We start from the raw sequence: 24,795 nt of genomic DNA on the forward strand, positions 1-24,795 counted from the left end.
TGGAAAAGCGTATTTCCTATGAAAAAATGCTTGCCGAGATTTCTGAAATGGCCGTGCGCGTCAATGATATGGACGCCTTTCTGCAACAGGCCTTGCAGCGCATGGGTGTAACGCTGGATGTCAGCCGCGTGTTCATGTTCGGCTATCAGCAGGAAGACCGGACCTTCGCCTGCCGTTGCGGCTGGGACGACCCGGAGCTTGGCGTCAGGCGCGGTTCCGGCGGCATTGTGCTGCACATTCCCGACGCCGCCGGGGAGCTGACCTCCGGCACGGTGCTCAATTACCCCGATACGGCGACCATGCCCTTCAAAAACTACAGGGACCATCTGCTCGCCTCAGGGGTGAAATCCACCCTGAACGTGCCGCTCTTCGTCTACGGAAGCATGTACGGCTTCATCGGCTTTGACGAGCACAGATTCCACCGCCAGTGGCACGATTCCGACCTCTACATTCTGACCACGGCGGCCCAGATCCTGTCGCGGGCCATTGAAAACAAGATTTACGAGCGTGAGCTCGTCGAAAACAAAAATCTGCTGGAATCCATTTTCGGCAGCGTGCAGGACGCCATCATCACCGTGGACGCCTCCCTGCGCATCATCACCGCCAACCGCGCGGCCGCCGGCATCTGCCGCAAGAATATCGCGGCGGGCAAGCGCTTTGATCTCTGCGCCAGGGACTGCACCGGGGCTTGTCTCGCCTTGCTCAAGGAAACCCTGGAGACACAGCGCAGCCTGCGCGACTCGCAGATCTGCTGTTTCCGGGGCGGAGACAGGGAACAGGTGGCGGCGGTCAACTGTTCCCCCCTGCTCAACGGCGAGGGCGGCTTTCTGGGCGGGGTTCTGGTCATTCGCGACATCACCCGTCTGGCTCGCCTGGAAAACGTCCTGCGCGAGCGGCGCAACTATCAGGGCATCATCGGCCAGAGCGAGAAAATGCAGAAGGTCTATGATTTGCTGCACACGCTGGCGGACATGAACACCACGGTGCTGATCACCGGCGAATCGGGCACCGGCAAGGAGAAAGTCGCCCACGCCCTGCATTACGGCGGACGGCGGGCCGGGCGGCCATTCATCCGGGTCAACTGCTCGGCCCTGGCCGAAAGCCTGCTGGAAAGCGAATTGTTCGGCCATGCCAAAGGAGCTTTTACCGGCGCGGACCGGGAGAGTGTGGCCGTTTCGAGGCAGCCCACGGCGGCACCATTCTGCTGGACGAAATCGGCGACATTTCGCCGCTGATCCAGCTCAAGCTGCTGCGGGTCCTGGAAGAGAAGGAAATCGAACGCGTGGGCGAAACCACGCCGCGCAAGGTGGATGTGCGCGTCCTGGCCGCCACCCACCGCGATCTCAAAAAGGCCATTGCCGAGGGAACCTTCCGGGAGGACCTCTACTACCGGCTCAACGTCATGAACATCCGCATTCCGCCGTTACGCGAGCGGGTGGAGGACATTCCCCTGCTGACAGAGCACTTCCGCCTCAAATTCAACGGCCAGTATGCCAAGTCCATTGCCGGGGTGTCCACGGAGGTCATGGAGATCTTCATGGGCCATCCCTGGCCGGGCAATGTGCGCGAACTGGAACACGTCATTGAGCGGGCCTTTGTGCTCTGCGGCGGGGAAATGATCCGGCCCGAGCATATCGCCCTGGAGGCCGCCGCGCGCCCGGTCCGGCGGGAGGAAGCGGTCGCGGCGGCGCCCGCCGATGAAAAACAGCGTCTTCTGGCCGCGCTGGAAAAAGCCGCCTGGAATATCAGCAAGAGCGCCCGGCTGCTGGGCGTCAGCCGCTGGACCCTCTACCGCCGCATGTTCCGCCACGGCCTGGAGCGCCCGGGCGAAGGGCTGTAGCATCCGCACGCTCTTGTTGCACCAGAAGTGTGCGGATTGCTACAGTTGCGCGGACATCGATGCCGCGCTTTTTATCTTTATTTTATAATACACTAAAATAACTGAATAATTTTTCAGTTTTAACCCGGACTCCTGGCATGCTCCTTGCTTTCCCCCGTGCAGAGCCCGGCAGGCGGCATCGGTTCGGATTTTTATTCGCCCGCCTGATTCCGGAGCTCGTATTTACAGGAAACTTCAGGAGGCTGGCATGAACAGAATCATCGTCAATTGGATGTACCCGCGCTCGCTCACCACGGTCTTTATGCGGGCCATCACCAACCGGGGGGATTTCCACACTATTTTTGAACCCACTCTGCCTCTGTACTGGCGCAACAGAAACGAGCCCGGCGTTCAGTCGCATCAGGACTATGAAGGCTGGCCCGTGGTTTATGAGGAAATCATCCGGAAGATCTACGGCATCGCGGAACAGACGCCCACCTTCATCAAGGAATGCCCCTACCACGCCATCGACAACTACCTGGCCGACGAGGACTATCTGCGCCGCTGCACCCACATGTTCCAGATCCGCAACCCCAAGTATGTGGTTCTGTCTTTCTGGAAGGTCATCGGCTCGCAACGCTCCATGCGTATTGAGGACATAGGGCCTCTAGCTTCGGACAGGATCTTCAACCGGCTCAGCGAGCTGGGCCTGCATGCCCTGGACAACGGTAAAACCCCGCTGGTCATTGACGGCGACGACTTCCAGAACGACCCGGCGGGCATCATGGCCGCCTGGTGCGAGGCCGTGGGTCTGGAATTCAAGCCCGAAACCCTGCGCTGGACGCCGGAATGGCGCCCCGAATACGACCACTGCAAGGATTTTTACTACGATGTGAGCGGCAGCACCGGCATCCAGAAAAACATGGAGGCCTTTCTCTACGACGACAAGGTGGTGGACGCCGTCTTCGAGGATCTGCCCATGCTCAAAATGCTCTACGAGCATTGTCTGCCGTACTATGAAAAGCTGTATCAGTATCGCCTGAAGCCCAAAAAAATCAGGGGCAGTCTCTAAAAAGCGTCTTTTGTCCCCTGGACTGCGTCAACAGGCGGTTGCGGGCCAGGGCTGTACCATTAGAGTACTATCCCTGGCCCGCAACCGCCTGTTTCCTTACCGGGAAACAAAATGCATCATTTTAGGGACTGCCCCTCGTCCGATCCGCTTACCCCGTTCCAGGAGGTGGAGCAGGGGGCGCAGAGCTTCTTCCCGCCATATTCCGTCCGGGCCCAGACCCGGCCGCGCCTGAACCATCAGGGGGAATGCCGTGGACACCAAGGAAGGACATCTGGAGATCATCAATGCGAGCAAGATCTATGATCCCGAGGGGGTCAACGTGCTCGCGGTGGACAATTGCAGTTTTGAGATCCGGGCCGGGGAATTTGTGGCCATTGTGGGGCCTTCAGGGTGCGGCAAAACCACATTGCTGAACATGACCGCCGGTTTTGAGGATATTTCCAAAGGAGAAATCCGCATGGACGGCCAGGTCATTGCCGCGCCGGGCCGCAGGCCGCAGCCGGGCCCGGACCGGGTGGTGGTCTTTCAGGCCGGGGCCCTGTTCGACTGGATGACCGTGCGGCGGAACATCATGTTCGGCCCGCTGGCCACCGGCGCCATGAGTGAGGCCCAGGCCAAAGCGCGGGCCATGGATCTGATCCGCATGGCCGGGCTGAAAGGCTATGAGGACGCCTACCCCATCCGCATTTCATCGGGCATGAAGCGGCGCGTGGAAATTCTGCGGGCCCTGATCAATGAACCCAAGACCCTGCTGCTGGACGAGCCCTACCGGGCCATGGACGCCATCACCAAATCGGTGATGCACCGGTTTTTGCTGGATATGTTCGACAGGGTGCACAAGACCGTGCTCTTCATCACCCATGACCTGGATGAGGCCATCTACCTTTCGGACAAGGTGGGCATCATGACCACCCGGCCGGGCCGTTTCAAAAAATGGATTCATGTGGATCTGCCCAGGCCGCGCACTTTCAGCACCAAGAAGATGCCTGAATTTCTCGACTACAAACGCCAGACCATCGAGGCGGTGCGGGAGGAAGCCCGGAAATCCTTTGAGCGCGGCGAGCGCGAGGGCGCGTAACCCGCGGGACCAAGCGGAGGAAAAGCCATGTCGGATGCGGCTCAGGCGGCGGCGACGCCGGCCATCATGCGGGTTGACCATGTCAGCGTCAGCTTCGGCGATACGAAAATTCTGGACGATCTGTCCTTCAGCATGGAAGAGGGAAACTTCACCTGCATCTGCGGCCCGTCGGGCTGCGGCAAAACCACCATCATGTCCGTACTGGCCGGTTATCTCGCGCCGCAGAGCGGCTCCTGCCTCTTCGACGGGCAGCCGGTCAGCGGGCCCAGCCCGGACCGCCTGGTCGTCTTTCAGGAAAATACGCTCTTCCAGTGGATGACCCTCTGGGACAATACCCTGTTCGGCCCGCGTATTCAGGGCAAAAACCTGAAAGAAGCCGGGGAAAAGGCCAGGGAGCTTATTCACCTTACCGGTCTGGACGGCTTTGAGGGCAAGTTCCCCGGCCAGCTTTCCGGCGGCATGCAGCGCCGGGCCGAGTTGATCCGGGCTCTGATCAACGAGCCCAGGATTTTGCTTATGGACGAGCCGTTCCGGGGCCTGGACGCCATGACCAGGGGCATGATGCAGGAATATTTTCTGCGGGTTTTTGAAAGCACGCGCATCAGCATGCTGCTGATCACCTCGGAGCTGGATGAGGCCGTGTTCATGGGCGACGTGCTCTATCTCTTGTCCACCATGCCCACGGCCATCAAGAAAGAAATGCGCGTGGATCTGCCCCGGCCGCGCCTGGTGGAGCACCAGACCTGCCCGGAATTCGCGGAGATTCAGGGCGAAGCCTTTGAGGTGTTGGAGTCCGAGGCGCTGAAATCCTTCGAGCATGTTCCCGGCGGGCGCTGAGCCCCGGGGAAGAGCGGTTGCAATCTGTCCGCTCCGGGCTTGGCGCGCGGCCTGCCCGGACGGCAAAATCTGACAAGCTGCGGCGTTGCGGAGGTAGCTATGAGCGGCACGCGTTTCAAGTTCAAGGTGGAAAACTGGATCACCCTGGCGACCCTGCTGATTATTTTTCTGGCCTGGTATGAAGTGACCCGCCGGGGCGTTGTGCCCAAAATTTTCATCCCCTCGCCCTATGATGTCTGGCAGGGCTTTGAGGAAACCATTTTCCAAGGCTACCATGGCCGGGGGCTTTTCTACCACTGCATGGTCAGCCTGGGCCGGGTGCTGCTGGGCTGGATGGCCGCCTGCGTGGTCGCCATCCCCCTGGGCCTGGCCATGGGCCTGAGTTCCAAGGTGCGGGCCGTATTCGACTATCTCATCGAGTTCTACCGTCCGCTGCCGCCTCTGGCCTATTACACCCTGCTGGTGCTCTGGTTCGGCATCGGTGAATTTTCCAAGATTCTGCTGCTCTTCCTGGCGGCCATTCCGCCCCTGACCATCGGCGCGGTGGAAGGCGTCAAGGAGGTCAGCCCTTCGGTGATCCAGGCCGCGCGTTCCCTGGGCGCGGACAGCCGGCAGGTCTTCTGCAGGATCATTCTGCCCGCCACCACCCCGGCCATCATCACCTCCATGCGCATCAGCCTGGGCTTTACCTACACCGTGCTGGTGGCCGCCGAAATCGTGGCCGCCACGGAGGGCATCGGCTGGATGGTCTGGGACGCCAGCAAGTTCATGCGGTCGGACATCATTTTTGTGGGCATCATCACCATGGGCGTCACCGGCATCGGCCTGGACGCCTGCCTGCGCTTTGCGGCGAAGCATCTTCTGCGCTGGAAGCGGCAGTAGCGCCTGGTTCCCTGCCGAAAAACAAAATCCGTCTGTAAAGGTCACGCGGACATTCATGCACATAAACCTATCGGGAGTACTGCCATGAAGAAATTCATTTGCCTGGCGTTCCTGGCGCTGTTCGTTGTGTCGGCCGCTCAGCCGCTTCAAGCGGCGGACAAACCGGAAAAGGTGCGCATCGGCTATCTCTCCCTGGTCAACGGGCAGCTTCTTTCCAAGTACCTGCAACTGCATGAGAAAGAAATGGGCGTACCCGTGGAGTGGTTCCGCTTCAATTCCGGGCGGGACGTCAACACGGCCATGGCCTCCAAAAGCATCGACTTCGGCAATGTGGGCCTGCCCCCGGCCACGATCGGCCTGGCCGGAGGCATGAACTACTGGGGCATCATGAACGCCAATGTGCTGGGCGCGGTGGAATCCCTGGTGGTGCGCAAGGACATCAACAGTCTCAAGGACCTGGAGGGCAAGACCGTGGTGGCCCCCTTCGGCTCCACCACCCACTATCTGCTGATCAAAGCCCTGCGCGAGGCCGGGGTGGACATGGGCAAGGTCAAGATCATGGACATGGCCCCCGGCGAAGCCCTGGCCCCCTTTATCCGGGGCGACATCGACGCCGCCTATATCTGGGAGCCCGGCCTCGGCCTGGTGGTGCAAAACGGCGGCAAGATCCTGCTGACCAGCGAGCAGATGGCCGAAAAGGGGCATCTGACCTGGGATGTGATCAGCGTACAGCCGGAATTTGCCCGGAAGTATCCCGAACTGGTCACGAAGTTCATCAAAAGCGAACTGGCGGCCATGGAGTACTGGCGGGAGCATCCGGAAGAGGCGGCAAAAATCATTGCCAAGGAGCTGGGCGGCATTTCCGTGGGGGACGCCGAGCGCATGATGGCCGGGACCCGGCTCATCGGCCTGGACGAGCAGCTGAGTCCCGCTTTCCTGGGCACCAGCGCCCACAAGGGCCGGTCGGCCGGGGATATCATAAATGTGGCCGCCTTCCTGCTGGAACAGGGCCGTATCAAGAATGAGGTGCCGCGACAGAAGGCCGAGGACTTCCTGCATCCGGAATTCCTTGAGGCCCTGCGCGACGGACGGAATATAAAGTAAACCCTCCTCCGGACGCCGGAACGCGGCGGGCGGTTGCCGTCCCCGCGTCCCGGCGGGACAGGAGAGAGCGGAGCGCGAGGTTGTCATGCATTATGCCTTTCATGATTTTATCGGCAATATCGGCCTTGTCCTGTTGTTGGGAACCTATCTGCTGCTGCAAATGGGCAAAATCGACAGTACACGGCCGCTCTATTCTCTGCTCAATGCGCTGGCCGCGCTGCTGATCGGCGTTTCCCTGCTTTTCGCCTTCAATATGTCCGCTTTTCTGGTGGAGGCCTTCTGGTTCGTGATCAGCCTGTACGGCATCATCAACTGCCTGCGCCGTCGGTCGGCCCGACAGTAAAAAAAGAGCATATCACAGAAAAAACTTGACCCGCTTTCCATCCGCATGTATATTCCCGCCGTTGATTGATTGGGCGTACGTATTTCTTTTTTGCCAGAGACTTTGCATGGGTAAGGCTTCAAGCGGAAAGTGTACATCCCCGTAACGTTTGGAGTTTTACCATGGCTACTTCTATCTATGTCGGTAATCTGTCTTTTTCCAGCACCCAGGCCGGCCTTGAGAATCTTTTCTCCCAGTACGGCACGCCGCTGTCCGTGAATCTGATCATGGACCGCGTCACCGGTCGCCCGCGCGGCTTCGGTTTTGTGGAAATGGAAGAGGGCGACGCCCGCAATGCCATCGCCGGTCTCAACGGCGTGGAATTTGAAGGCCGCACCCTGCGCGTCAACGAAGCTGAAAAGCGTCCCGCGCCCCGCCGCTGGTAAGCCTGTTCCCAAAGTAATCTCAAAGGCCGTGGATTTTTTCCACGGCCTTTTCTTTGTTTTTGAGGGAGAATGCCGTTCAGCGCGGCAGCAGGGCGGGATATTTTTTGCTGCGCAGGCCCGCCAGCAGGGCCTCTGCCGGGGCCGCCCCGCCGGAGCGCAGCACGGCGAGATAGAGCCCGGCCTTGCGGTCCGCGCTGACGACGCAGGCCGTGTCCACGCCCTGGACGTCCTTGCCCGCGAACAGCCAGCGCCCGTTCAGGCGGCGCGCGGGTTCAGGCACGCCCGTGGCCGCGCGCAGCAGGCCGGCCACATCGGCGGCGTCCGGCGGCCCGGCGGTTTTGCCCACCAGAATGCTCACCTGTGAACCGGCCTCGGCGTTGCGCAGGCTCAGCACCCAGGTTCCGCCCAGTCGGCGGGGCTCTTCAACCTGCCAGCCCGGTGGAATATCAAGTTCAAACCAGCCGAAGTCTTGTGCTGAAGCCGGTATGGCGGCCGACAGAAGCAGCAGCATGCCCGACAGGCGGAAGAAGGGGCGAATTTCGCGGAAAAGAGGAATCATGGAGGGCAGCACAGCATGCCCGGCTTGCGCTGTCAAGGACGGAAGCCGGGCGCGCGGCTGGACGCTCCCTGTTTCCGGCGTTATATTTCGGAAAAGCGGGCCGACGCCCCGCCATACCGCCATCCGGGCACGGAAGGCGGCAGCGTTAATTATATTATCCGGGATAAAAGGCATGCATATTCCCCGTAAAATACAAGTCATTGCCGTTCTGGCCATTCTGGCCGGGGCCGGGTTCCTGGCCTGGCACCTGTTCGGAGCGCGGCAGAGCGGCGATCTGACCCTGTACGGCAATGTGGATATCCGGCAGGTGGATCTGGGCTTTCGCGTGGGCGGGCGTATCGCCGCGGTGCTGGTGGATGAAGGCGATGCGGTGAGCGAGGGCCAGCCCCTGGCCCGGCTGGACGATGATCTGCTGCGCCAGCAGCGGGACCAGGCCGCCGCCAAACTGGCCGGGCAGAAGGCCGATCTGGCCCGCCTGGAACGCGGCTACCGCGTGGAGGAAATCGCTCAGGCCCGCGCCTCGGTGGTGGCAGCCACCGCCGTGGCGGAAAATGCGAGCATCAATCTGAAGCGCGTCGCGGCCATGCGCGCCTCCAATGCCATTTCCCAGAAGGAACTGGACAACGCCCGCGCGGCGGAGCGGGAGGCGGCGGCCAAGCTGCGTTCGGCCCAGGACCAGCTGGATATGCTTACCTCCGGCTACCGCGAGGAGGACGTGCTGGCCCAGCGCGCCGCCGTGGCCGCTGCGGACGCCGAACTGAACCACGCGGAAATCCAGGTGCGCGACGCGGTGCTCGCCGCGCCGCAGAAGGGCATTATTCTGACGCGCGCCCGCGAGGCCGGGGCCATTGTCCAGGCGGGACAGACCGTCTACACCCTCACCCTGACCAATCCGGTCTGGCTGCGGGCCTATGTGGACGAACCCAATCTGGGCAAGGTCAAGCCGGGCATGTCCGTGCGCGTGGCCGTGGACGCCGCGCCGGGCAAGACGTTCCCCGGCACGGTGGGCTTTATTTCGCCCACGGCCGAGTTCACCCCCAAGACCGTGGAAACACGCGAAGTGCGCACGGCTCTGGTCTACCGTCTGCGTGTCCAGGTTGAGGATCCGGAAAACGTCATGCGCCAGGGCATGCCCGTGACCATTACCCTGGAGCCGGTGACGCCATGAGGCCCGCCGTCGGGGCCGCCACGCCGGAAAAGCCGGGGCCGGACGAGCCCGGCATCGCGGTGCGCCTGGAAGATCTGGGCATGAGTTTCGGCAAGGGCGCAACGGCGGTGGAAGCGCTCAAAGGCATCGACGCGCGTATTCCCGCCGGGCGGATCACCGGACTGGTGGGGCCGGACGCGGCGGGCAAGACCACCCTGATCCGCATTCTGGCCGGCCTGATGCAGCCCACCGGCGGCCGGGCTCTGGTGTTCGGCCGCCCGGCCATGGAGCTGGCCCGGCGCGAGCCCAACAGCATCGGCTACATGCCCCAGCGCTTCGGCCTGTATGAAGATCTCACGGTCATGGCGAATCTGCGCCTGCACGCCAGCCTGCGCGGGCTCACGGGCCAGGCCCGGGACGAACTTTTTGCCAGGCTGCTGGGCTTTACCTCTTTGGGACCGTTCACCGAACGGCTGGCCGGGCGGCTTTCCGGCGGCATGAAGCAGAAGCTGGGCATTGCCTGCGCCCTGTTGGGCTCGCCGCGCCTGCTTTTGCTGGACGAGCCGGGCGTGGGCGTGGACCCGCAGTCGCGCCGCGAACTCTGGAGCATGGTGCAGGAACTGAGCCACGGCGGCATGACCGTGATCTGGTCCACCGCCTATCTGGACGAGGCCGCGCGCTGTCCCGGCGTGATCATGCTGGACGCGGGCAGAGTGCTTTTTGCCGGGCCGCCGGAGGATCTGACCCGACGGGCCGAGGGCAGGGTGTTTCTGCTGCGCGGCGCCGCGGACACGCAGGGCCGGGAACACGGCGGAGGACACCGCGAGGCCCTGGCCCGCTGGAGCATGCGCCCCGGCGTGGAGGATGCCCTGATCCAGGGCAGCCGTCTGCGTCTGGTGCTGGCCGCCGACGCGCCCGCCGCCCTGCGTGGGGAGGTGCTGGCCCAGGGCGGCGAACCCACGCCCCCGGGTCTGGAAGACGCCTATATGAGCGCCGTGGGCGGCATCAACCAGAAGCCCTCGCCTTACGGCCGTATTTCCGTGAACCACGGTTCCGGCCCCCGCGAGTCCGGGGACGCGGCGCGGCCACGCATCGCCGCCCGCAAATTGACCAAAAAATTCGGGGAGTTCACGGCGGCGCATGAAATCAGCTTTGAGGTGCGGGCCGGTGAGATCTTCGGCCTGCTGGGGCCCAACGGCGCGGGCAAGTCCACCACCTTCCGCATGCTCTGCGGCCTGTCCCGGCCCACTTCGGGCGACTGCGCGGTGGACGGCGTGGATCTGCTCAGCGCGGGCAGCGCCGCGCGTTCGCGCCTGGGCTATATGGCCCAGAAGTTTTCGCTCTATCCCGACATCGCGGTGAAGGACAACATCAGCATTTTCGCGGATCTCTACGGCCTGGACAAAAAACGCCGGGACGAACTGCTGCCCGTGCTGGCCGAGGCCCTGGAGCTCAAGGATTTTCTGCGCAGCCGCACCGGAGCCCTGCCTCTGGGCCTGAAGCAACGCCTGGCGCTGCTCTGCGCCACCCTGCACGAACCGCCGGTGCTTTTTCTGGACGAACCCACCTCCGGGGTGGACGCCCGCACCCGGCGCGACTTCTGGAAGCACATCCTGGCCATGACCTCGGCCGGAGCCGCCGTGCTGGTGACCACCCATTTCATGGAAGAAGCCGAATACTGCGACCGTATCGCCCTGATCTACCGGGGGGCCATGATCAGCGTGGGCACGCCGGACGAACTCAAGGCTTCGGCCACGGGCCTCACCGACCCCACGCTGGAGGAAGCGTTTATCGCCAGCATTGAGCGCTACGACAGGGAGCATCCCCTGTAGCGCCGCAGGCGGATCCGGGTATCCGCGCTGACCCGGCTCGCTCGGCGCACGGCACGAGGGAGTATTCAAAAAGCGGCTTGGTCCTGGCGTCTGTTTTTGAGCACCCTCTCTTAAGGTGTGACCATGAAAATATCCCATCTTGAAACATTCGCGAAGCTTGCCGTCACGGGCAGCTTTACCCGCGCAGCGCATGATTTGTTCACAACCCAACCCACGGTGACCACGCACATCCAGTTGCTGGAGCAGGAGCTTGGGTACCAGTTGTTTACCCGTTCAAGGAATAGTGTGCGCCTGACCGAGAATGGTAAAATGCTCTTCCAGAAAGTTGAAGAAATTTTCCGTTTGATGGACTCGATCAAGGGAGCCAAGACCAAGGCGGATGACGGGCTGTCCGGCACACTGAACATCGCGGCGTCTTCGGTCATGGGCGCAAATTATCTGCCCCGGATGCTGAAGGCGGTCTTTTCCGAGCATCCCGGTGTCAACATACAGCTGAAGTTCGGCAACTCACATTCCATCGCCTCCTGGGTGGATGACGGTTTTGTGGACATCGGTTTTGCCCCCGTATCGCCGGGTTTTACCAAGCTGAACTTTACGCCTCTGCTTGTGGAGCCGTGCGTATTGGTCACCGCCAGCTCCAACTATGCGCATTACAAAGCTCGCCTTGAAGAGGGGAGTTGTAATTGCAATGAGTTTGTCCTCAGGGAAAAGGGGACAAAGATACACGACCTTGCCGTGCGCTGGCTCAAGAAACAGCCTTTCTACGCCAACGGGCAAAGCCCGAGCATATTGTGGAACATGGAATCCATAAAAAATTTTATCCTGGAAGGGGCGGGCATGGCGATACTGCCCCGATGCTGTATTGAAAATTGCCTGCAACAGGGGGACATGCGTGAAATAGCAACCGATATTCCGCTGGGCGAGATCACCTACTGCATGATTGAGCGGCAAAATGAAGAATACAATGAAACCGTGGCCATGTTTCGCGCCCTGCTTACGGCAGAAGGCGCCTTGAAGTCCAAGGGTTGACCCTGGGCCGCTCGCTGAAAAAGGCGGGGCTCCGGCCTGGGCCGGAGCCCGTGCCAAGCCTAACGCGCTTCGCGTATCTTGGCTATGATGGCGTCGGTAATTTCGGTGGTTTTGGCCGAACCGCCCAGATCTTTGCCCAGGCAGCGCCCCTCGCCGGTCACCTTTTTTATCGCCTCCAGAATAAGCGCGGCGGCGTCCTTATGCCCCAAAAAGTCGAGCATCAGCCCCCCTGTCCAGATCATGGCGATAGGATCGGCGATGCCTTTGCCGATGATGTCGGGTGCAGAGCCGTGAACAGGCTCAAACATGGAGGGGAATTGCCGCTCGGGATTAATGTTGACGCTGGGGGAAATGCCCAGGCTGCCGCTGATTGCCCCGCCGATATCGGTGAGTATGTCGCCGAACATATTGGATGCCACGGCCACGTCAACGCTTTCAGGGCGCAGAATCAGGCGCGCCGCCATGGCGTCCACAAGCATGCGTTCCGTGGCCACTTCGGGAAAGTCTTCGGCAATCCGTTCAAAGCACTCATCCCAGAGGGTGAGCGTATAGCGCTGGGCATTGGATTTGGTCACGCAGATAAGGTGCTTTTTTCTGGTTTGCGCCAGTTGAAAAGCGTAGCGGATAATGCGCTCCACACCCACCCTGGTGAAGACCGAGGTTTCCAGCGCTAATTCACAGCCCAGTCCGGGGTGGCATTTGCCTCCGGCGCCGGAATATTCTCCCTCGGTGTTTTCCCGCACAATGACAAAATCGATGTCGCCGTATTTTTTCCCGCCCAGGGGACTTTTGATGCCGGGCAGCAAAAGGCTTGGCCGGGCGCAGACATATTGATCAAAGCCCAGTCTGATTTTGATCAGCAAGCCATGCAGGGACACGTGGTCAGGGACTTGCTTGGGAAGACCCACTGCGCCGAAATAAACGGCGTCGAAAGGACGCAGTATGTCCAGACCGTCTTCCGGCATCATGGAGCCATGCTGCAGGTAATAATCGCATCCCCAGGGGAAATATTCATACCTCATCATGAATTCGCCGGTCACCTCGCTGGCTGCGTTGAGCACGCGCACGCCTTCAGGGGTGACTTCCTGCCCGATGCCATCGCCGGGAATAACCGCAATGTTATACTCTTTCATGTTTTCATCCTATTGGAATTTAAAAATTTCACTATCTTAGCCCACCATAAGGGTTTCCATGAGGTGCCCCACAGGAAGCAGAACATCCAGAAGCCGCGTAAAGCCATAGTAGAAGGCGAGGACGACGCCGAGAACGCCCGACAGATTGGCGAAAATGCGGGCCGGAGTACGTTTTCCCGCCGGTAGATAGGCAAGAACGATGATCGAGAGGGCGAGGGAACTTCCGACGATAAAGCCCAGATAATTCATGATCATAGCCCAGAGCGCGCCGACGATCATGACCAGTGCCATGGTCCGGTTGATCCGGAATATAGTCTTCTTTTTTGTCCTCCGGGCTAATCCCCGGACAAGCAGAATGACTCCCAGGAGCACCAGGCAGGGGAGGATGAGCTTGGGAAAAAAGACGCCGAATTGCGTGAAGTCTTCACTTATCTGGCTGTAGAAAAACGCCGACACGGCAAGAACCGCGAGCCCGCCGACCATGTCTGTATTGGTGTTTGCCTGCATGTTTCGCTCCTGAAAATTTATTTCGCCCTTACGCGGCTCATTGCCTTCTTGATCAGCGGCCAGCACAGTGAGAACACGCAAAGCGCCGCCAAAACAAGACAGAGGGGACGGGTGAAGAAAATCAGCCAGGGAGCCGATTCACTGAAGAGCCCCCCATGAGGATACCCTGCACAAAGCCGCGCTCCGCAATGGGGCCAAGAATCAGCCCCAGCACAATCGGGCCCGGATCAAACTCCAGTTCCTTCAGGAAGTAGCCGATAAGCCCGCTCGCGAACATGACCATGACATCGGCGCCGTTGTTGCGGATGGCGTAGGAGCCCACCATGGTGAGCAACAGGATGCCGGGAATGAGGTAACGGGTGGGAATCTTCTTAACCAGATCGAAGATAAATTTACCTGCAAAGATGCCCAGAATGACCATGAGAATGTTGCAGACGAAGAAGGAGAACATGAAGGCGTAGGTGATGTCGCCGTTCTTGCTGAAGAGTTCCGGGCCGGGGGTGATGCCCTGCATGAGCAGTGCGCCGAAAATGATGGCCGCCGGCGGGGAGCCGGGTATGCCCATGGCCAGCAAGGGAATCAGAGCGCCTTCCACGGTGGCGTTGTTGGCCGATTCGGTGGCGACGACGCCCTGGGGGTTACCGGTGCCGAATGTTTCCGGGTCCTTGGCGGCGCGCTTGGCCTCGTTGTAGGCAACGATGTTGGAAATGTTGCCCCCCGCGCCGGGGAGTATGCCTATCAGAGCGCCGATGATGGAGGAACGGAAGGTGTTGCCCATGTGCCGGACCACATTGCGCCAGGCCTTGCCGAAGGCTTCAGCGCTGCCGCTCAGCGTGCCCACGACTGAACGGGCGTGGGCGGGCTTTGCCGCCATATTGAAGACTTCAGGGATGCAGAAAAAACCGATGAGCACGGAAACCAGCTCCATGCCCCCTTGCAGGTCTGTCAGCCCCATGGTGAAGCGAATGTCGCCGCCGATGGGCGCGATGCCCACAGTGCTCAGCATAATGCCGATGAGCCCTCCGGCAAAGCCCTTGATAAGCGATTGCGTGGACAGGGATGTGATGATGGTCATCCCGAAAACGGCGGTCCAGAAAAATTCCGGCGGTCCGAAGCGCAGTGAAACCTGAGCCAGGGGCAGGGCGAACACAATCAGGATGACAGTGCCGATCACGCCCCCAAAGCCGGAAGCCACAGAGGCGGTATACAGCGCTTCCTCGCCTCTGCCGTTCCTGGCCATGGGGTAGCCGTCAAAACAGGTGGCTATGGAAGACGGGGTGCCGGGGGTGTTGAGAAGAATTGCCGAAAAAGCCCCGCCGAAAATTGTCGAGGCGTAGAGCGCGCCTATGGTCACCAGACCGGGGATGGTGTCCATGTTAAAGGTGAAGGGCACCATGAGGGCCACCGCCATGGTGGCGGAAAAGCCGGGAAGCGCACCGGCGATGATGCCGAAGAAACATGCCACGGTCATAAAAAAAAGGTTCTGGGCGGTGATGACGTTGCCGACCGCTGTAAGCAGAATGTCCATGGGCACACCTCCCTGAGGGATATTATGGCTATAGCGACGCCTCGTTTCAGCCCCCCATCATCCCTCATCAGGCCGTCTGCCGCAAAGCTGCTTTTTCGCGGGCGGCGCTTCACTGAGGCCTGATCCTGGGGGAAGCCCGATGGCTTCCCCCAGGCGATGTTAAGAGGACTTGTTGAACCGGGTTTTACTTGCTGAGCTCTTCAAGGAGCGCCGTATAATCCTTGACCCTCATATTGATGTATTCCCGGCTCTGTTGCGGATTCATATCCATGACGGTGTAGCCCATGGATTCGACCTTCCGGACAAATTCGGGATTGCCGTTGATCGTTGCGAAGATGTTGTAAAGGGTTTCGACATATTCGTCAGGCGTCTCACGGGGCACGGCGATGCCGCGCAGGGAGCCTTCCACAATGTCGTAGCCGAGTTCCCTGAAGGTGGGGGCATCCACATGGGGGTCGCGTTTTTCTGAGGCCACCGCGAGGACACGCATGTCCTTGGCATACTGGGTGGTGCCGTCAGTAAAGGCCATGATGGCGGTCACGTGCTTGCCCAGCAGGGCTATGGGCAGGTCGGCGGTGCCGGGGAAGGGAATGTATGCGAATTTGAGGCCGGTCAGCTTGTTGAACATAACGCAAGCAATGTGCCCGGCGGTGGCGTTGCCCACGCCGCCGATAATGATGCTGCCCGGCTTTTGCTTTTGGGCGCGGATAAGATCGTCAAGGGTCTTGTAGGGGCTGTCGGCGCGCACGGCCAGAACGCAGGGCGTGTTCATGAAAATCATGACAGGCTTCAGGTCTTCGGTTTTGTATCCGGCGTTTTTGCGTTGCAGGGGTTGCAGAATAATATGGGGGATGTTGAAGCCGACGGCGTTGTAGCCGCTGGGTTTGCTCTTTGCCAGTTCAGCCCAGGCAACGGAACCGCCCGCGCCGACTTTATAATTGATGAGCACCTTCTGGCGCAGTTCCTTTTCCAGATAAGGCTGTTGCACTCTGGCATAGATGTCGGATGCGCCGCCCGCGCTGAAGGCGATCATGTAGTTGAAAGGTTCTTCCTGGGGAAAGTTCTCCGCATGGGCCGTGAGGCTTCCCATCAACAAGAATGCCGTGCACAGGAGAAAGAGAAAGGAGCTTTTCATCGGTGGTTCCTCCCAAAAAAGTGAAAAAGGGTTCCTTATCCATGTGACGCCGCAACAATCATAGTAGAAAAACTTTATAATTTGATAATCTATACATATCTTGCGATGCATGACGTAGTCTTGTTGTCGGCACGACATCGCTCAAGCATGATGCACGCCGCGATGTCATTCAGCGGGGCAACCCTTGTGAGACAGGTCTTGCCCTATTCCATACTGAAATCGATGGCCATGCATGGAGTCACCATAGAAAAAGAGCAATTTTGTGGCAAATTGGAAATTGAAATACGCTGGATAAGTTTTTTTGATGCGCCGGGAGCAAGGGCAAGCGCAAGGTGCGCACCCGGTGCTGAAACAGAAGCGTCGCCAGTGAACATTTCTCCCTCACGGCGGCGCATCTCCCGACCGCGTGAGGAGCCGGGCATCCAGGTGGTCTTCGCGAGAAAACTATAAAACTAATTTTTTAGTTGACAATTAAAAACTAGTTTTATAGTTTTTTCTTGACAGCAGCCGGACGGCTTCCCTATGACAGGGCATGAACACGCAATATCTGCAAACCCTGCCGGATGACTGGGAAGCCGTGGCCCGGGTATTTTCGGCCCTTGGCGACGCCACGCGGCAGAAAATCCTGCTCCTGTTCGAACCGGGGGAGAGCATCAGCCTCAAAAGTCTGACCGAACTCCTGCCCCTGAGCCGGACGGCCGTGACCCACCATGTGACCACCCTGGTGCGGGCCGGACTGCTGCAACCCTCGAAACGAGGGCGGGAAGTCTACTACAGTCTTGACCTTGAACTGGCCATTGAGGCCCTGGACAAGGTCAGAACCTATGCGGCGGAGATGCTGGCGGCTTCCGGGGTGCAAAGGCCCTGAGCCCGCCCCTCCGCGGAGGGAAAGCGGATGGCAGGCGTTTTGTTGAAGCAGGCGGCGGCTCTGGGGGCCAGCTACACGCTGGGCACGTTCAACGACAACTTTTTCAAGCAGGCGGCCTTGCTGCTGGCGGTCAGCCTGGGCTACAGCAGCTTTCAGGCCTGGGGCACGTTCCTGTTCGCCCTGCCGTTCGTGCTGTTTTCAGCCTGGGCCGGCTGGCTGGCCGACCGCTTTCCCAAGAAGTATCTGGTGACCGCGGCCAAGTGCCTGGAACTGGCCGCCATGCTGGCCGGAGCCTGGGGCATTCTGTCCCTGAACTGGACAGCCATGCTGCTCATGCTGTTCTGCATGGGGGCCAGCTCCACCCTGTTCAGCCCGGCGCTCAACGGCTCCATCCCCGAAATATTTCCTCCCCACAGCGTGCCGCGCGTCAATGCGCTGTTCAAGCTCTTCACCACGGCATCCATTCTGCTGGGCGTGATGCTGGCCGGAGCGGCCCTGGACAGGCAGTGGGTGGATACCCTGATTCCTTTCGGGCGCTGGCTGGTGGCCGTGGGCGTGGTGCTGGTGGCCGTGCTGGGCCTTGCCGGGGCGGCCCTGGTTCCGTACCGCCCGGCCGTGCCCAACCCTGAGCGCCCGCCTTTCCCCTGGCTGGGAACCTGGGATTCCCTGAAGGATTTTCTGCGGCTGCGGCGGGACCGGGCTCTGGCTCTGGTTATCGCGGCAGACGCCTTTTTCTACTTTATCTCCACGCTGGTGCTGCTGGAAATCAACGCCTTGGGCGTGCGTGAGCTGGGCTTCAGCAAAACCGTCACCAGCCTGCTGCCCACGGCTCTGATGCTGGGCATCTGCGCCGGTTCGCTGCTGGCCGCGCGCGGCACGCCCCGGAGCTGGCGGCGCTGGCTCGTGCCTTCCTGCTGCGGCATCGGCTGCGCCCTGCTGGCGGCGGGCTTCGCGCCGCAGCTGCCCCAGGGCGCGCGCTTCTGGAGCCTGCTGCTGATGTACGGCGCGGCGGGCATGTGCGGCGGCCTGTACCTGATCCCCGTGTCCAGCTTCATTCAGGTGCGCCCGGCTCCCGAGGAAAAGGGCCGCGTGCTCGGCACGGACAACTGCCTGGTGTTTTCCGGCATTCTTCTGGCCAGCGCCGTGTACTGGGGCCTGGAATTCTTTGCGCCCTCCACGGGGCACATGATCCTGGGCGGCATGGCCCTGGCGGCGGCGGTCTGCCTGGCCTGGGGGCTGCGCTCCCTGCCCGCTCCCGATGGCAGCGAGCCTTCCGGCGAACCGGAAACGGCGGGGCAGGGCGGCATGCCGCCCGCATCCGGCCCGGAAAAGCGCAATAGCGGCGGCCGGGCTCTGGACATTCTGGCCGCGCTGCTGCGCGGGCTGTTGTCCCTGCGCTACCGCGTGAGCGTGGACGGCCTGGAAGCCGTGCGCGCGCGGCAGGACGGCAGACCCATTCTTTTTCTGCCCAACCATCCGGCCCTCATGGACCCGGTGCTGGTCTACAGTCGCCTGATCGCTTTCCGCCCCCGGCCCCTGGCCGACGAGTGGCAGATCAGCCGTCCCCTGGTGCGCCGCATCGCGCCCCTGGCCCGGCCCGTGCCCCTGCCCGATCTGCGGGCCCAGGGCCGCACTGCGCGCGGAGCCGTGCTGGAGGCCCTCACGCGTTGCGCCGAGGCGCTCAAGGCCGGCGACAATCTGCTGTTTTACCCGGCGGGCGGCCTCAGCCGTGACGGACGGGAGCATCTCGGCGCCAACAGCGGGGCGCACTGGCTGTTGCAACAGGTTCCCCACTGCCGTGTGGTGCTGGTGCGCAGCCGGGGCCTCTGGGGTTCCTCGTTCAGCCATGCCGCAGGGAAGCATCCCGACATGCTGCGCGGTCTGGCGCGCGGCGCGCGGCGTCTGTTCTGCAATCTGCTCTTCTTCATGCCCCGGCGCGAGGTGCGCATCAGCCTGCATGAACTGCGGGATCTGCCCCCCGCCGAAGCCGGAGCTCCGGCCCTGAACCGGGTCCTGGAGGCCTGGTACGACGCGGAGCCGGAAGAAGCCGGGGCCGTGCCCTATTATTTCTGGCAGGTTGCGCGCCCCGGCCTCTGCCCCGTGTGGAGGCGGAAGCCGGTTGCGTTCGGAATCCGTCAGACGCGCTGCACAGCGTGGACAGGGCCGCGCGCGAACAGGTCTATGCCATCCTGGCGGACAGCGCCGCCGTGGAGGCTGACCCGGCCTCTCTGACGCCTGAAACGCGGCTGGCGGCGGATCTGGGCATCGACAGCCTAGCCCTGACCGAGTTGAGCCTGAAGCTGGAAGACGTGGCCGGGCACAGCGTGAGCCGCCTGGACCTGCTGCTCACTGTCGGGGATTGCGTGCTGGCCGCCGCCGGGCTGCTGGAGGACGGCGAGGATGCGTCCCCCGCGCCCGAAGGCTGGGCCGCGGACGCCTCCCGCACTCCGGCCCGGCGTCTGGACGTGCCCGACGCCCCGCATCTGCCCCTGGCCATTCTGCGCCAGGCCCGGCGCTGCCCCACGGCCCTGATCCTGGCCGACGCGGGCGGTGCCGTGAGCTGGCGCGAGTTCTGGCTGCGCGCCCTGGCTCTGGCCTTGCTGCTGCGCCGCCGTTGCGCCGGTCAGGAGCGCGTGGGCGTGATGCTGCCCGCTTCCGGCGCGGCGGCCATGAGCTGGCTGGCCGTGCTGCTGGCCGGAAAGACGCCGGTGATGTTCAACTGGACCACCGGCCCGGCCAACTTCAGCCATTGCGCTCGGCTGGCGGAGGTCCGGACCATCCTCACGGCCCGGCAACTGCTGGAGCGCCTGGACGGGCAGGGCTTTGACGCCCATGTGGCGGCGCGGGCGGGCGCAACGTGGCTCTGCCTGGAGGATGCGGCCGCCGCCATGCCCTGGGGGTTCAAGCTCGCGGCCCTTGTGCGCAGCCGTCTGGCCCTGCTGGGCTGGGAGCGGGCGGCCATGCCGGGCCGCATGGCCGAAACGGCGGCCGTGCTGTTCACCTCCGGTTCCGAAGCCGCGCCCAAGGGCGTGCCCCTGAGCCATGCCAATATTCTGGCCAATTGCCGGGACATCGCCGCGGTGCTCTCCGTGACCGGGCAAGATCGTATGCTGGGCATGCTGCCGCCCTTCCATTCCCTGGGTCTCACCGGCAATATCGCCTTGCCGCTGTGCTTCGGCCTGCCCGTGGTTTTTCACCCCAATCCCACAGAGGCGGCCCGCCTCAACCGTATCTGCCGCCGCTGGCGGCCCACGCTCACCGTGGCCCCGCCCACTTTTCTGGACGGCATGCTGCAACAGGCCGCGCCCGGCGATCTGGCCTCGCTGCGTCTGGGCTTTGTGGGCGCGGAAGCCTGCCCGCAACGGATTTATGATGCCTTTGCGGCGCAGAGCGGCGGAATTTTGTGCGAAGGGTACGGCGTCACCGAATGCGCCCCGGCCGTCAGCGTCAACCGGCCTGAAGATCCCGTGCCCGGCAGCATCGGCCTGCCCCTGCCTTCGGTGGAAGTGGCCCTGGTCAGCACGGAGGGGCCGCTATGCCGGGTGGCCGAGGGTGAGGCGGGCATGCTGCTGGTGCGCGGCCCCAATGTCTTTGGGGGGTATCTGGCCGGGCCGGGGCAGACGCCGCCTGACCCTTTTGTGGAGTTTGAAGGTCTGCGCTGGTACCGCACCGGCGATCTCGTCCGGTCCGACGCCCAAGGCCGTCTGACCTTTGCCGGGCGTCTGGGCCGTTTTGTGAAGCTCGGCGGGGAAATGATTTCCCTGCCGCAGATGGAAAAGGTTCTGCTGGACTATCAGGCCCGGCGCGACGCCGCGACGCCTCAGACGGCCGGTGAGGGGGGGCCGGCTCTGGCCGTGGAAAGCATGGAGCGCGGCGGCGTGCCGGAAATCGTCCTGTGCAGCAGCGTGCCTTTTACCCGTGAGGAGGCCAACGCGGCTCTGCGCGGGGCCGGGCTGTCCGCCCTGTATGCCGTGCGGCGCGTATTGCGGCTGGAGGCTCTCCCGGTGCTGGGCACGGGCAAGACCGACTATCGCGCGCTCAAGGCCCTGGCGGCGGATGGAAAGTGACGAATGCTTCTGCCCCGGATATCGGTTATGGCGCAGCCCCTTGAAGACGGCGGCGATTCGGTCTACCACAAGAAAGGGCAGGCATTCCGCCCGTGGCGGAATGCAAGATGGGGGCGCGGAAGGGAGGCGTGAACAGGCCGGTGGAGAGGCGCGGTAAAAGCATGAAGCAGAATCTCTGGCTGCGCCAGCTTATGGCCCTGATGAGCAAGGAATTTCAGCAGATCGCGCGCGATCCCTCATCCTATCTGGTGGCCGGGGTGCTGCCGCTGATCTTTCTGCTCCTGTTCGGTTTCGGCATCACGCTGGACGCGGGCATTCTGCGTCTGGCCGTGCTGGACCAGAGCGGCGGCAGCCGTTCCCTGACGCTGGCGGCGGATTTTGCCCACTCGCCCTGGTTTGAAACCCGTCCTGTGGGCAACATGGAGCAAGGCGCGCGCCTGATGCGCGATTCGGACGTGCTGGGCATTCTGGTCATCCGCCAGGATTTCGACCAGGAACTGGCGCGCGGCGGCGCGGGCAGCCTGCAGCTTCTGGTGGACGGCTCCGAGCCGAACACGGCCCAGTTCATCCAGAGTTACAGCCAGGGCCTGATCTCCAACTGGCAGCGCACTTCCCTGCCCGGCGGCACGGCCCTGGAGCCGCCCGTCAATCTGGAAACGCGCTTCTGGTACAACCCCACGGCCAAGAGCGTGCAGTTCCTGGTGCCGGGGGCCATCACCGTCATCATGACCCTCATCGGCACCCTGCTGACTTCCCTGGTCTTTGCCCGCGAATGGGAGCGGGGCACCATGGAGGCCATGTTCGCCACGCCCGTGAGCCGCATGCAGTTGCTGCTGGGCAAGCTGATTCCCTATTTCTGCATGGGCATGTTCAGCATGGCGCTCTGTGCCGTGGCCGCGGTGACGTTGTTCGCCGTGCCTTTCCGGGGTTCGCTCTGGGCTTTGCTGCTTCTGTCCTCGGTGTTCATGCTCAGCGCTCTGGGTCAGGGCCTGTTTATTTCCGTGAGCCTGCGCGGCCAGCTGGTGGCGGCCGAGGCCGGGCTGTTTTCCGGCTTTCTCCCGGCCCTGCTGCTTTCGGGCTTTGTTTTCGACATCAACAGCATGCCGCCCGTTCTCCAGGCCATCACCAAGCTGCTGCCCGCCAGCTATTTCAACACCTGCCTGCGGACCATCTTTCTGACCGGCGACGTCTGGAGCATCTTCGGGCCGAGCCTGCTGTTCATGGGCCTGCTGGCCGCCGTGCTGCTGGGCCTGGTATATAAAAATCTCGTCAAACGTCTGGATGTCTGAATATGGCTTTTTTCGAGCTTCCCCGGCTGAACTGGCGACGCGTGGTCACCATCGTGCGCAAGGAACTGCTGGTTCTGCTCTGCAACCGCGTCTCGCGCATTCTGATCATCGTGCCGCCACTGGCACAGATCGTGATTTTCGGCTGGGCCGCCACCATGGAGGTGCGCAATGTGGACGTGGCCGTGCTGGATCACGACAACGGGCGTTGGAGCCGCGAGATCGTCCACCGCCTGGAGGGCTCGCCTACCTTCCGCAGCGTGCGTTTTCTCCCGGCGGAGGAGAGCATCCGGCCCGTCCTGGAAGGGCAGCGGGCGCTCTTCATTCTGGTGTTTGATCAGGAATTTTCCCGGCGGGTGGACAGGGGCGAATCAGCCCGGGTGCAGGTGATTCTGGACGGGCGGCGCTCCAACGCGGCCCAGATCGCGGCCTATTACCTCAACCGGATCATCGAAGGCATGGCCGCGGACACGCCGCTGGGCCGGGCTGCAGCCACGGCGGCGGCCACCGCGCCCCGCCTGGACGTGCGGATGCGTTGCTGGTTCAACCCCAACCTGGAATTTCAGTGGTTTTTCCTGCCCAATCTCATCGGCATGCTCAGCCTTATGCTGGGCCTGGTGGTCACGGGCCTGTCCGTGGCGCGCGAGCGTGAGGTGGGCACCTTCGACCAGCTTCTGGTTTCTCCGGCCACGCCCACGGAAATCGCCCTGGCCAAGCTGGTGCCGGGCTGCATTGTGGGCCTGGTCCACGGCACCATCTTTCTGCTGATCACGGTCTTCGGCTTCGGCGTGCCCTTCACGGGCTCCGTGGCCTTGCTCTATCTCGCCATGCTGATCTTCGCCGTGGCTTCGGGCGGGGTCGGGCTGATGGTTTCCTCCCTGTCCTCCACCCAGCAGCAGGCCTTTCTGGGGGCCTTCACCGTGGGCGTGCCCTGCATTCTGATTTCCGGCGCGGTGACGCCCATCATCAACATGCCGGTCTTTTTGCAGCACGCCAGCCAGCTTAACCCCCTGCGCCATTTTACAGTCATCAGTCAGGGCGTCTTTCTGAAGGACATCACCTTTGCGGCGGCGGCCCTGAGCCTGGCCAAGATCACCCTGATCAGCATGGCCGCCGTGGGCGTGGCCGTATGGATGTTCAAGCGCCGGACGTAAGCGGGCCGCACAGGCGCGTATGGCCGGTCTCTCCCAGCCGGTAGAGCATCACCGGCCGGGAGAGACCGCGTCCGGCGGTGTGCTCATGCCGGTCCTCCTGATGCGCGGGACGGCAGGCCGCGGATCAGGAATTTCCCGTGTCCCCGTCTCCGTTGCCGTTTTTCTTTTTGGATCGCGTGGCCTCTCCCACGATGGTGGCGATGACCACCAGGGAATAGATATAGGCCGTGAAAGCCACCAGCACCGTGGCATTTTTGGCGATCCAGGTGTGCGGGGTGATGTCGCCGTAGCCCACGGTCAGAATCGTGACGTAGCTGAAGTAGAACAGATCGTTCATGGCCTGCACGCCCTGGCCCAGACCGTTGAAAGAGCCGGGTTCGTGGAATTCGACGGTCAGGAAGATGTAGAAGCCGCAATAGCCGATGAGCAGCAGGCCGCAGACTGCCGCGTAGACGATCTTGGTCGTGATGAGATGGGCGTGATAGATCTGTCGGAAAACTTCCAGCATGACGCTGCCGAAAAAGCAGATATAGAGCAGCAGAAGCCCGTTCTGGATATTTTTGACGAAAAAAAGATCCAGAGCCCGGCAGATTACCAGCAGCACGGCGAAAAGCAGCACCAGGCGCAGGAGGTTGCGTTTGGATTCAAACAGCACCGTGGCGGCCAGGAGCTGGAAGGGCAGGTACACGGCCTGGGCCATTCCGCCGTAGATGTTGTCGGGGAAGAAGATATTCAGTACAAACACGCAGAGCAGTGAGGCCAGGAGCAACTCGAAACGGTAGGAGTAGAGTCTGGCCCGGAAGGTCGAAAGAGTTTTTTTGTTCATAGTTATGCCTCGTAAGTCTGGCTGTGCATGGTACAAGGCTTGCCGGAAGGGGGCAAGTTTTTCGCGGATCGCGCGGCGGATGGGGCGCGGAAGCCGCGAAGCGGGCTTTGCCATCACGCTGATGCGCTTATTGCCGCGTGTTGTTACGCATACGAACAGGGAGT

Annotated in this window: 22 protein-coding genes and 1 pseudogene; 17 read left to right on the forward strand and 6 right to left on the reverse strand. The window is 62.0% G+C overall.

Annotation, left to right across the window (positions count from 1 at the left end; all coding sequences use genetic code 11):
* Nucleotides 1–101 precede the first annotated feature (101 nt).
* The 9 genes and pseudogenes from KH208_RS00580 to KH208_RS00620 all read left to right on the forward strand — a co-directional run.
* Nucleotides 102–1,366, forward strand: a pseudogene (locus KH208_RS00580) (sigma 54-interacting transcriptional regulator); the annotation flags it as partial.
* 249 nt (nucleotides 1,367–1,615) lie between these two features.
* Nucleotides 1,616–1,840, forward strand: a complete 225-nt coding sequence (locus tag KH208_RS15475) for a helix-turn-helix domain-containing protein (RefSeq protein ID WP_367114929.1) — start codon at nucleotides 1,616–1,618, stop codon at nucleotides 1,838–1,840.
* 247 nt (nucleotides 1,841–2,087) lie between these two features.
* The gene (locus KH208_RS00590) at nucleotides 2,088–2,891 is read left to right on the forward strand and encodes a hypothetical protein (RefSeq protein ID WP_291432940.1); all 804 of its coding nucleotides are present in this window, start codon (nucleotides 2,088–2,090) and stop codon (nucleotides 2,889–2,891) included.
* Nucleotides 2,892–3,141: 250 nt separating this feature from the next.
* Nucleotides 3,142–3,969: an ABC transporter ATP-binding protein gene (locus tag KH208_RS00595; protein WP_291432942.1), complete on the forward strand. Its 828-nt coding sequence runs from the start codon at nucleotides 3,142–3,144 to the stop codon at nucleotides 3,967–3,969.
* A 27-nt stretch (nucleotides 3,970–3,996) separates the two neighbouring features.
* On the forward strand, nucleotides 3,997–4,806 hold the full coding sequence (locus KH208_RS00600) for an ABC transporter ATP-binding protein (RefSeq protein WP_008686063.1): 810 nt from the start codon (nucleotides 3,997–3,999) through the stop codon (nucleotides 4,804–4,806).
* A gap of 99 nt (nucleotides 4,807–4,905) precedes the next feature.
* Entirely contained in the window at nucleotides 4,906–5,688 is a 783-nt protein-coding gene (locus KH208_RS00605; protein WP_291432943.1) for an ABC transporter permease, read from the forward strand.
* An 84-nt stretch (nucleotides 5,689–5,772) separates the two neighbouring features.
* Nucleotides 5,773–6,792, forward strand: coding sequence for an ABC transporter substrate-binding protein (locus tag KH208_RS00610; RefSeq protein WP_291432945.1), 1,020 nt, complete (start codon nucleotides 5,773–5,775; stop codon nucleotides 6,790–6,792).
* 85 nt (nucleotides 6,793–6,877) lie between these two features.
* Entirely contained in the window at nucleotides 6,878–7,135 is a 258-nt protein-coding gene (locus KH208_RS00615) for a hypothetical protein (protein ID WP_062251605.1), read from the forward strand.
* 161 nt (nucleotides 7,136–7,296) lie between these two features.
* Complete coding sequence (locus tag KH208_RS00620) at nucleotides 7,297–7,560, forward strand: RNA-binding protein (RefSeq protein WP_062251606.1); 264 nt, start codon at nucleotides 7,297–7,299, stop codon at nucleotides 7,558–7,560.
* Between the two features lie 76 nt (nucleotides 7,561–7,636).
* On the opposite strand, the gene KH208_RS00625 is transcribed toward KH208_RS00620, so the two are convergent.
* Nucleotides 7,637–8,119, reverse strand: a complete 483-nt coding sequence (locus tag KH208_RS00625) for a hypothetical protein (protein ID WP_150116059.1) — start codon at nucleotides 8,117–8,119, stop codon at nucleotides 7,637–7,639.
* Nucleotides 8,120–8,291: 172 nt separating this feature from the next.
* Here KH208_RS00625 and hlyD point away from each other — a divergent pair, with 172 nt between their 5' ends.
* The 3 genes from hlyD (at nucleotide 8,292) to KH208_RS00640 (ending at nucleotide 12,127) form a co-directional block, all read left to right on the forward strand.
* A complete protein-coding gene (gene hlyD, locus KH208_RS00630) occupies nucleotides 8,292–9,287 on the forward strand; it encodes a secretion protein HlyD (protein WP_062251608.1) in 996 nt (331 codons plus the stop codon).
* Nucleotides 9,284–11,098 (forward strand): ATP-binding cassette domain-containing protein, encoded by a 1,815-nt coding sequence (locus KH208_RS00635; protein ID WP_291432956.1) that lies wholly within the window; start codon nucleotides 9,284–9,286, stop codon nucleotides 11,096–11,098. The genes hlyD and KH208_RS00635 overlap by 4 nt, the downstream gene beginning before the upstream one ends.
* A 123-nt stretch (nucleotides 11,099–11,221) precedes the next feature.
* Complete coding sequence (locus KH208_RS00640; protein WP_291432958.1) at nucleotides 11,222–12,127, forward strand: LysR family transcriptional regulator; 906 nt, start codon at nucleotides 11,222–11,224, stop codon at nucleotides 12,125–12,127.
* A gap of 59 nt (nucleotides 12,128–12,186) precedes the next feature.
* Here KH208_RS00640 and KH208_RS00645 read toward each other — a convergent pair whose 3' ends face one another.
* The 4 genes from KH208_RS00645 to KH208_RS00660 all read right to left on the reverse strand — a co-directional run bounded on the left by KH208_RS00645 (nucleotide 12,187) and on the right by KH208_RS00660 (nucleotide 16,430).
* Complete coding sequence (locus KH208_RS00645; protein WP_291432960.1) at nucleotides 12,187–13,260, reverse strand: tartrate dehydrogenase; 1,074 nt, start codon at nucleotides 13,258–13,260, stop codon at nucleotides 12,187–12,189.
* A 36-nt stretch (nucleotides 13,261–13,296) separates the two neighbouring features.
* The gene (locus tag KH208_RS00650) at nucleotides 13,297–13,767 is read right to left on the reverse strand and encodes a tripartite tricarboxylate transporter TctB family protein (RefSeq protein WP_291432962.1); all 471 of its coding nucleotides are present in this window, start codon (nucleotides 13,765–13,767) and stop codon (nucleotides 13,297–13,299) included.
* A 121-nt stretch (nucleotides 13,768–13,888) separates the two neighbouring features.
* Nucleotides 13,889–15,295, reverse strand: coding sequence for a tripartite tricarboxylate transporter permease (locus tag KH208_RS00655; RefSeq protein ID WP_291432964.1), 1,407 nt, complete (start codon nucleotides 15,293–15,295; stop codon nucleotides 13,889–13,891).
* Between the two features lie 184 nt (nucleotides 15,296–15,479).
* Nucleotides 15,480–16,430 (reverse strand): tripartite tricarboxylate transporter substrate binding protein, encoded by a 951-nt coding sequence (locus tag KH208_RS00660; RefSeq protein WP_291432966.1) that lies wholly within the window; start codon nucleotides 16,428–16,430, stop codon nucleotides 15,480–15,482.
* 532 nt (nucleotides 16,431–16,962) lie between these two features.
* Here KH208_RS00660 and KH208_RS00665 point away from each other — a divergent pair.
* From KH208_RS00665 to KH208_RS00685, 5 genes are all read left to right on the forward strand, one after another.
* Nucleotides 16,963–17,298 carry a helix-turn-helix transcriptional regulator gene (locus KH208_RS00665; protein WP_291432968.1) on the forward strand — a complete coding sequence of 112 codons (336 nt, stop codon included), beginning with the start codon at nucleotides 16,963–16,965 and terminating at the stop codon, nucleotides 17,296–17,298.
* A gap of 27 nt (nucleotides 17,299–17,325) precedes the next feature.
* Complete coding sequence (locus tag KH208_RS00670) at nucleotides 17,326–19,530, forward strand: MFS transporter (RefSeq protein ID WP_291432969.1); 2,205 nt, start codon at nucleotides 17,326–17,328, stop codon at nucleotides 19,528–19,530.
* Nucleotides 19,452–21,365 (forward strand): AMP-binding protein, encoded by a 1,914-nt coding sequence (locus KH208_RS00675; RefSeq protein ID WP_291432971.1) that lies wholly within the window; start codon nucleotides 19,452–19,454, stop codon nucleotides 21,363–21,365. Before KH208_RS00670 ends, KH208_RS00675 begins: the two co-directional genes overlap by 79 nt.
* 161 nt (nucleotides 21,366–21,526) lie before the next feature.
* The gene (locus KH208_RS00680) at nucleotides 21,527–22,654 is read left to right on the forward strand and encodes an ABC transporter permease (protein ID WP_291432972.1); all 1,128 of its coding nucleotides are present in this window, start codon (nucleotides 21,527–21,529) and stop codon (nucleotides 22,652–22,654) included.
* A gap of 2 nt (nucleotides 22,655–22,656) precedes the next feature.
* Nucleotides 22,657–23,805, forward strand: coding sequence for an ABC transporter permease (locus KH208_RS00685; RefSeq protein WP_291432973.1), 1,149 nt, complete (start codon nucleotides 22,657–22,659; stop codon nucleotides 23,803–23,805).
* 124 nt (nucleotides 23,806–23,929) lie between these two features.
* Here KH208_RS00685 and KH208_RS00690 read toward each other — a convergent pair whose 3' ends face one another.
* Complete coding sequence (locus tag KH208_RS00690) at nucleotides 23,930–24,631, reverse strand: potassium channel family protein (protein WP_291432975.1); 702 nt, start codon at nucleotides 24,629–24,631, stop codon at nucleotides 23,930–23,932.
* Nucleotides 24,632–24,795: the final 164 nt, after the last annotated feature.

Source organism: Desulfovibrio sp., from assembly GCF_018379785.1.
Classification (GTDB): Bacteria; Desulfobacterota; Desulfovibrionia; order Desulfovibrionales; family Desulfovibrionaceae; genus Desulfovibrio.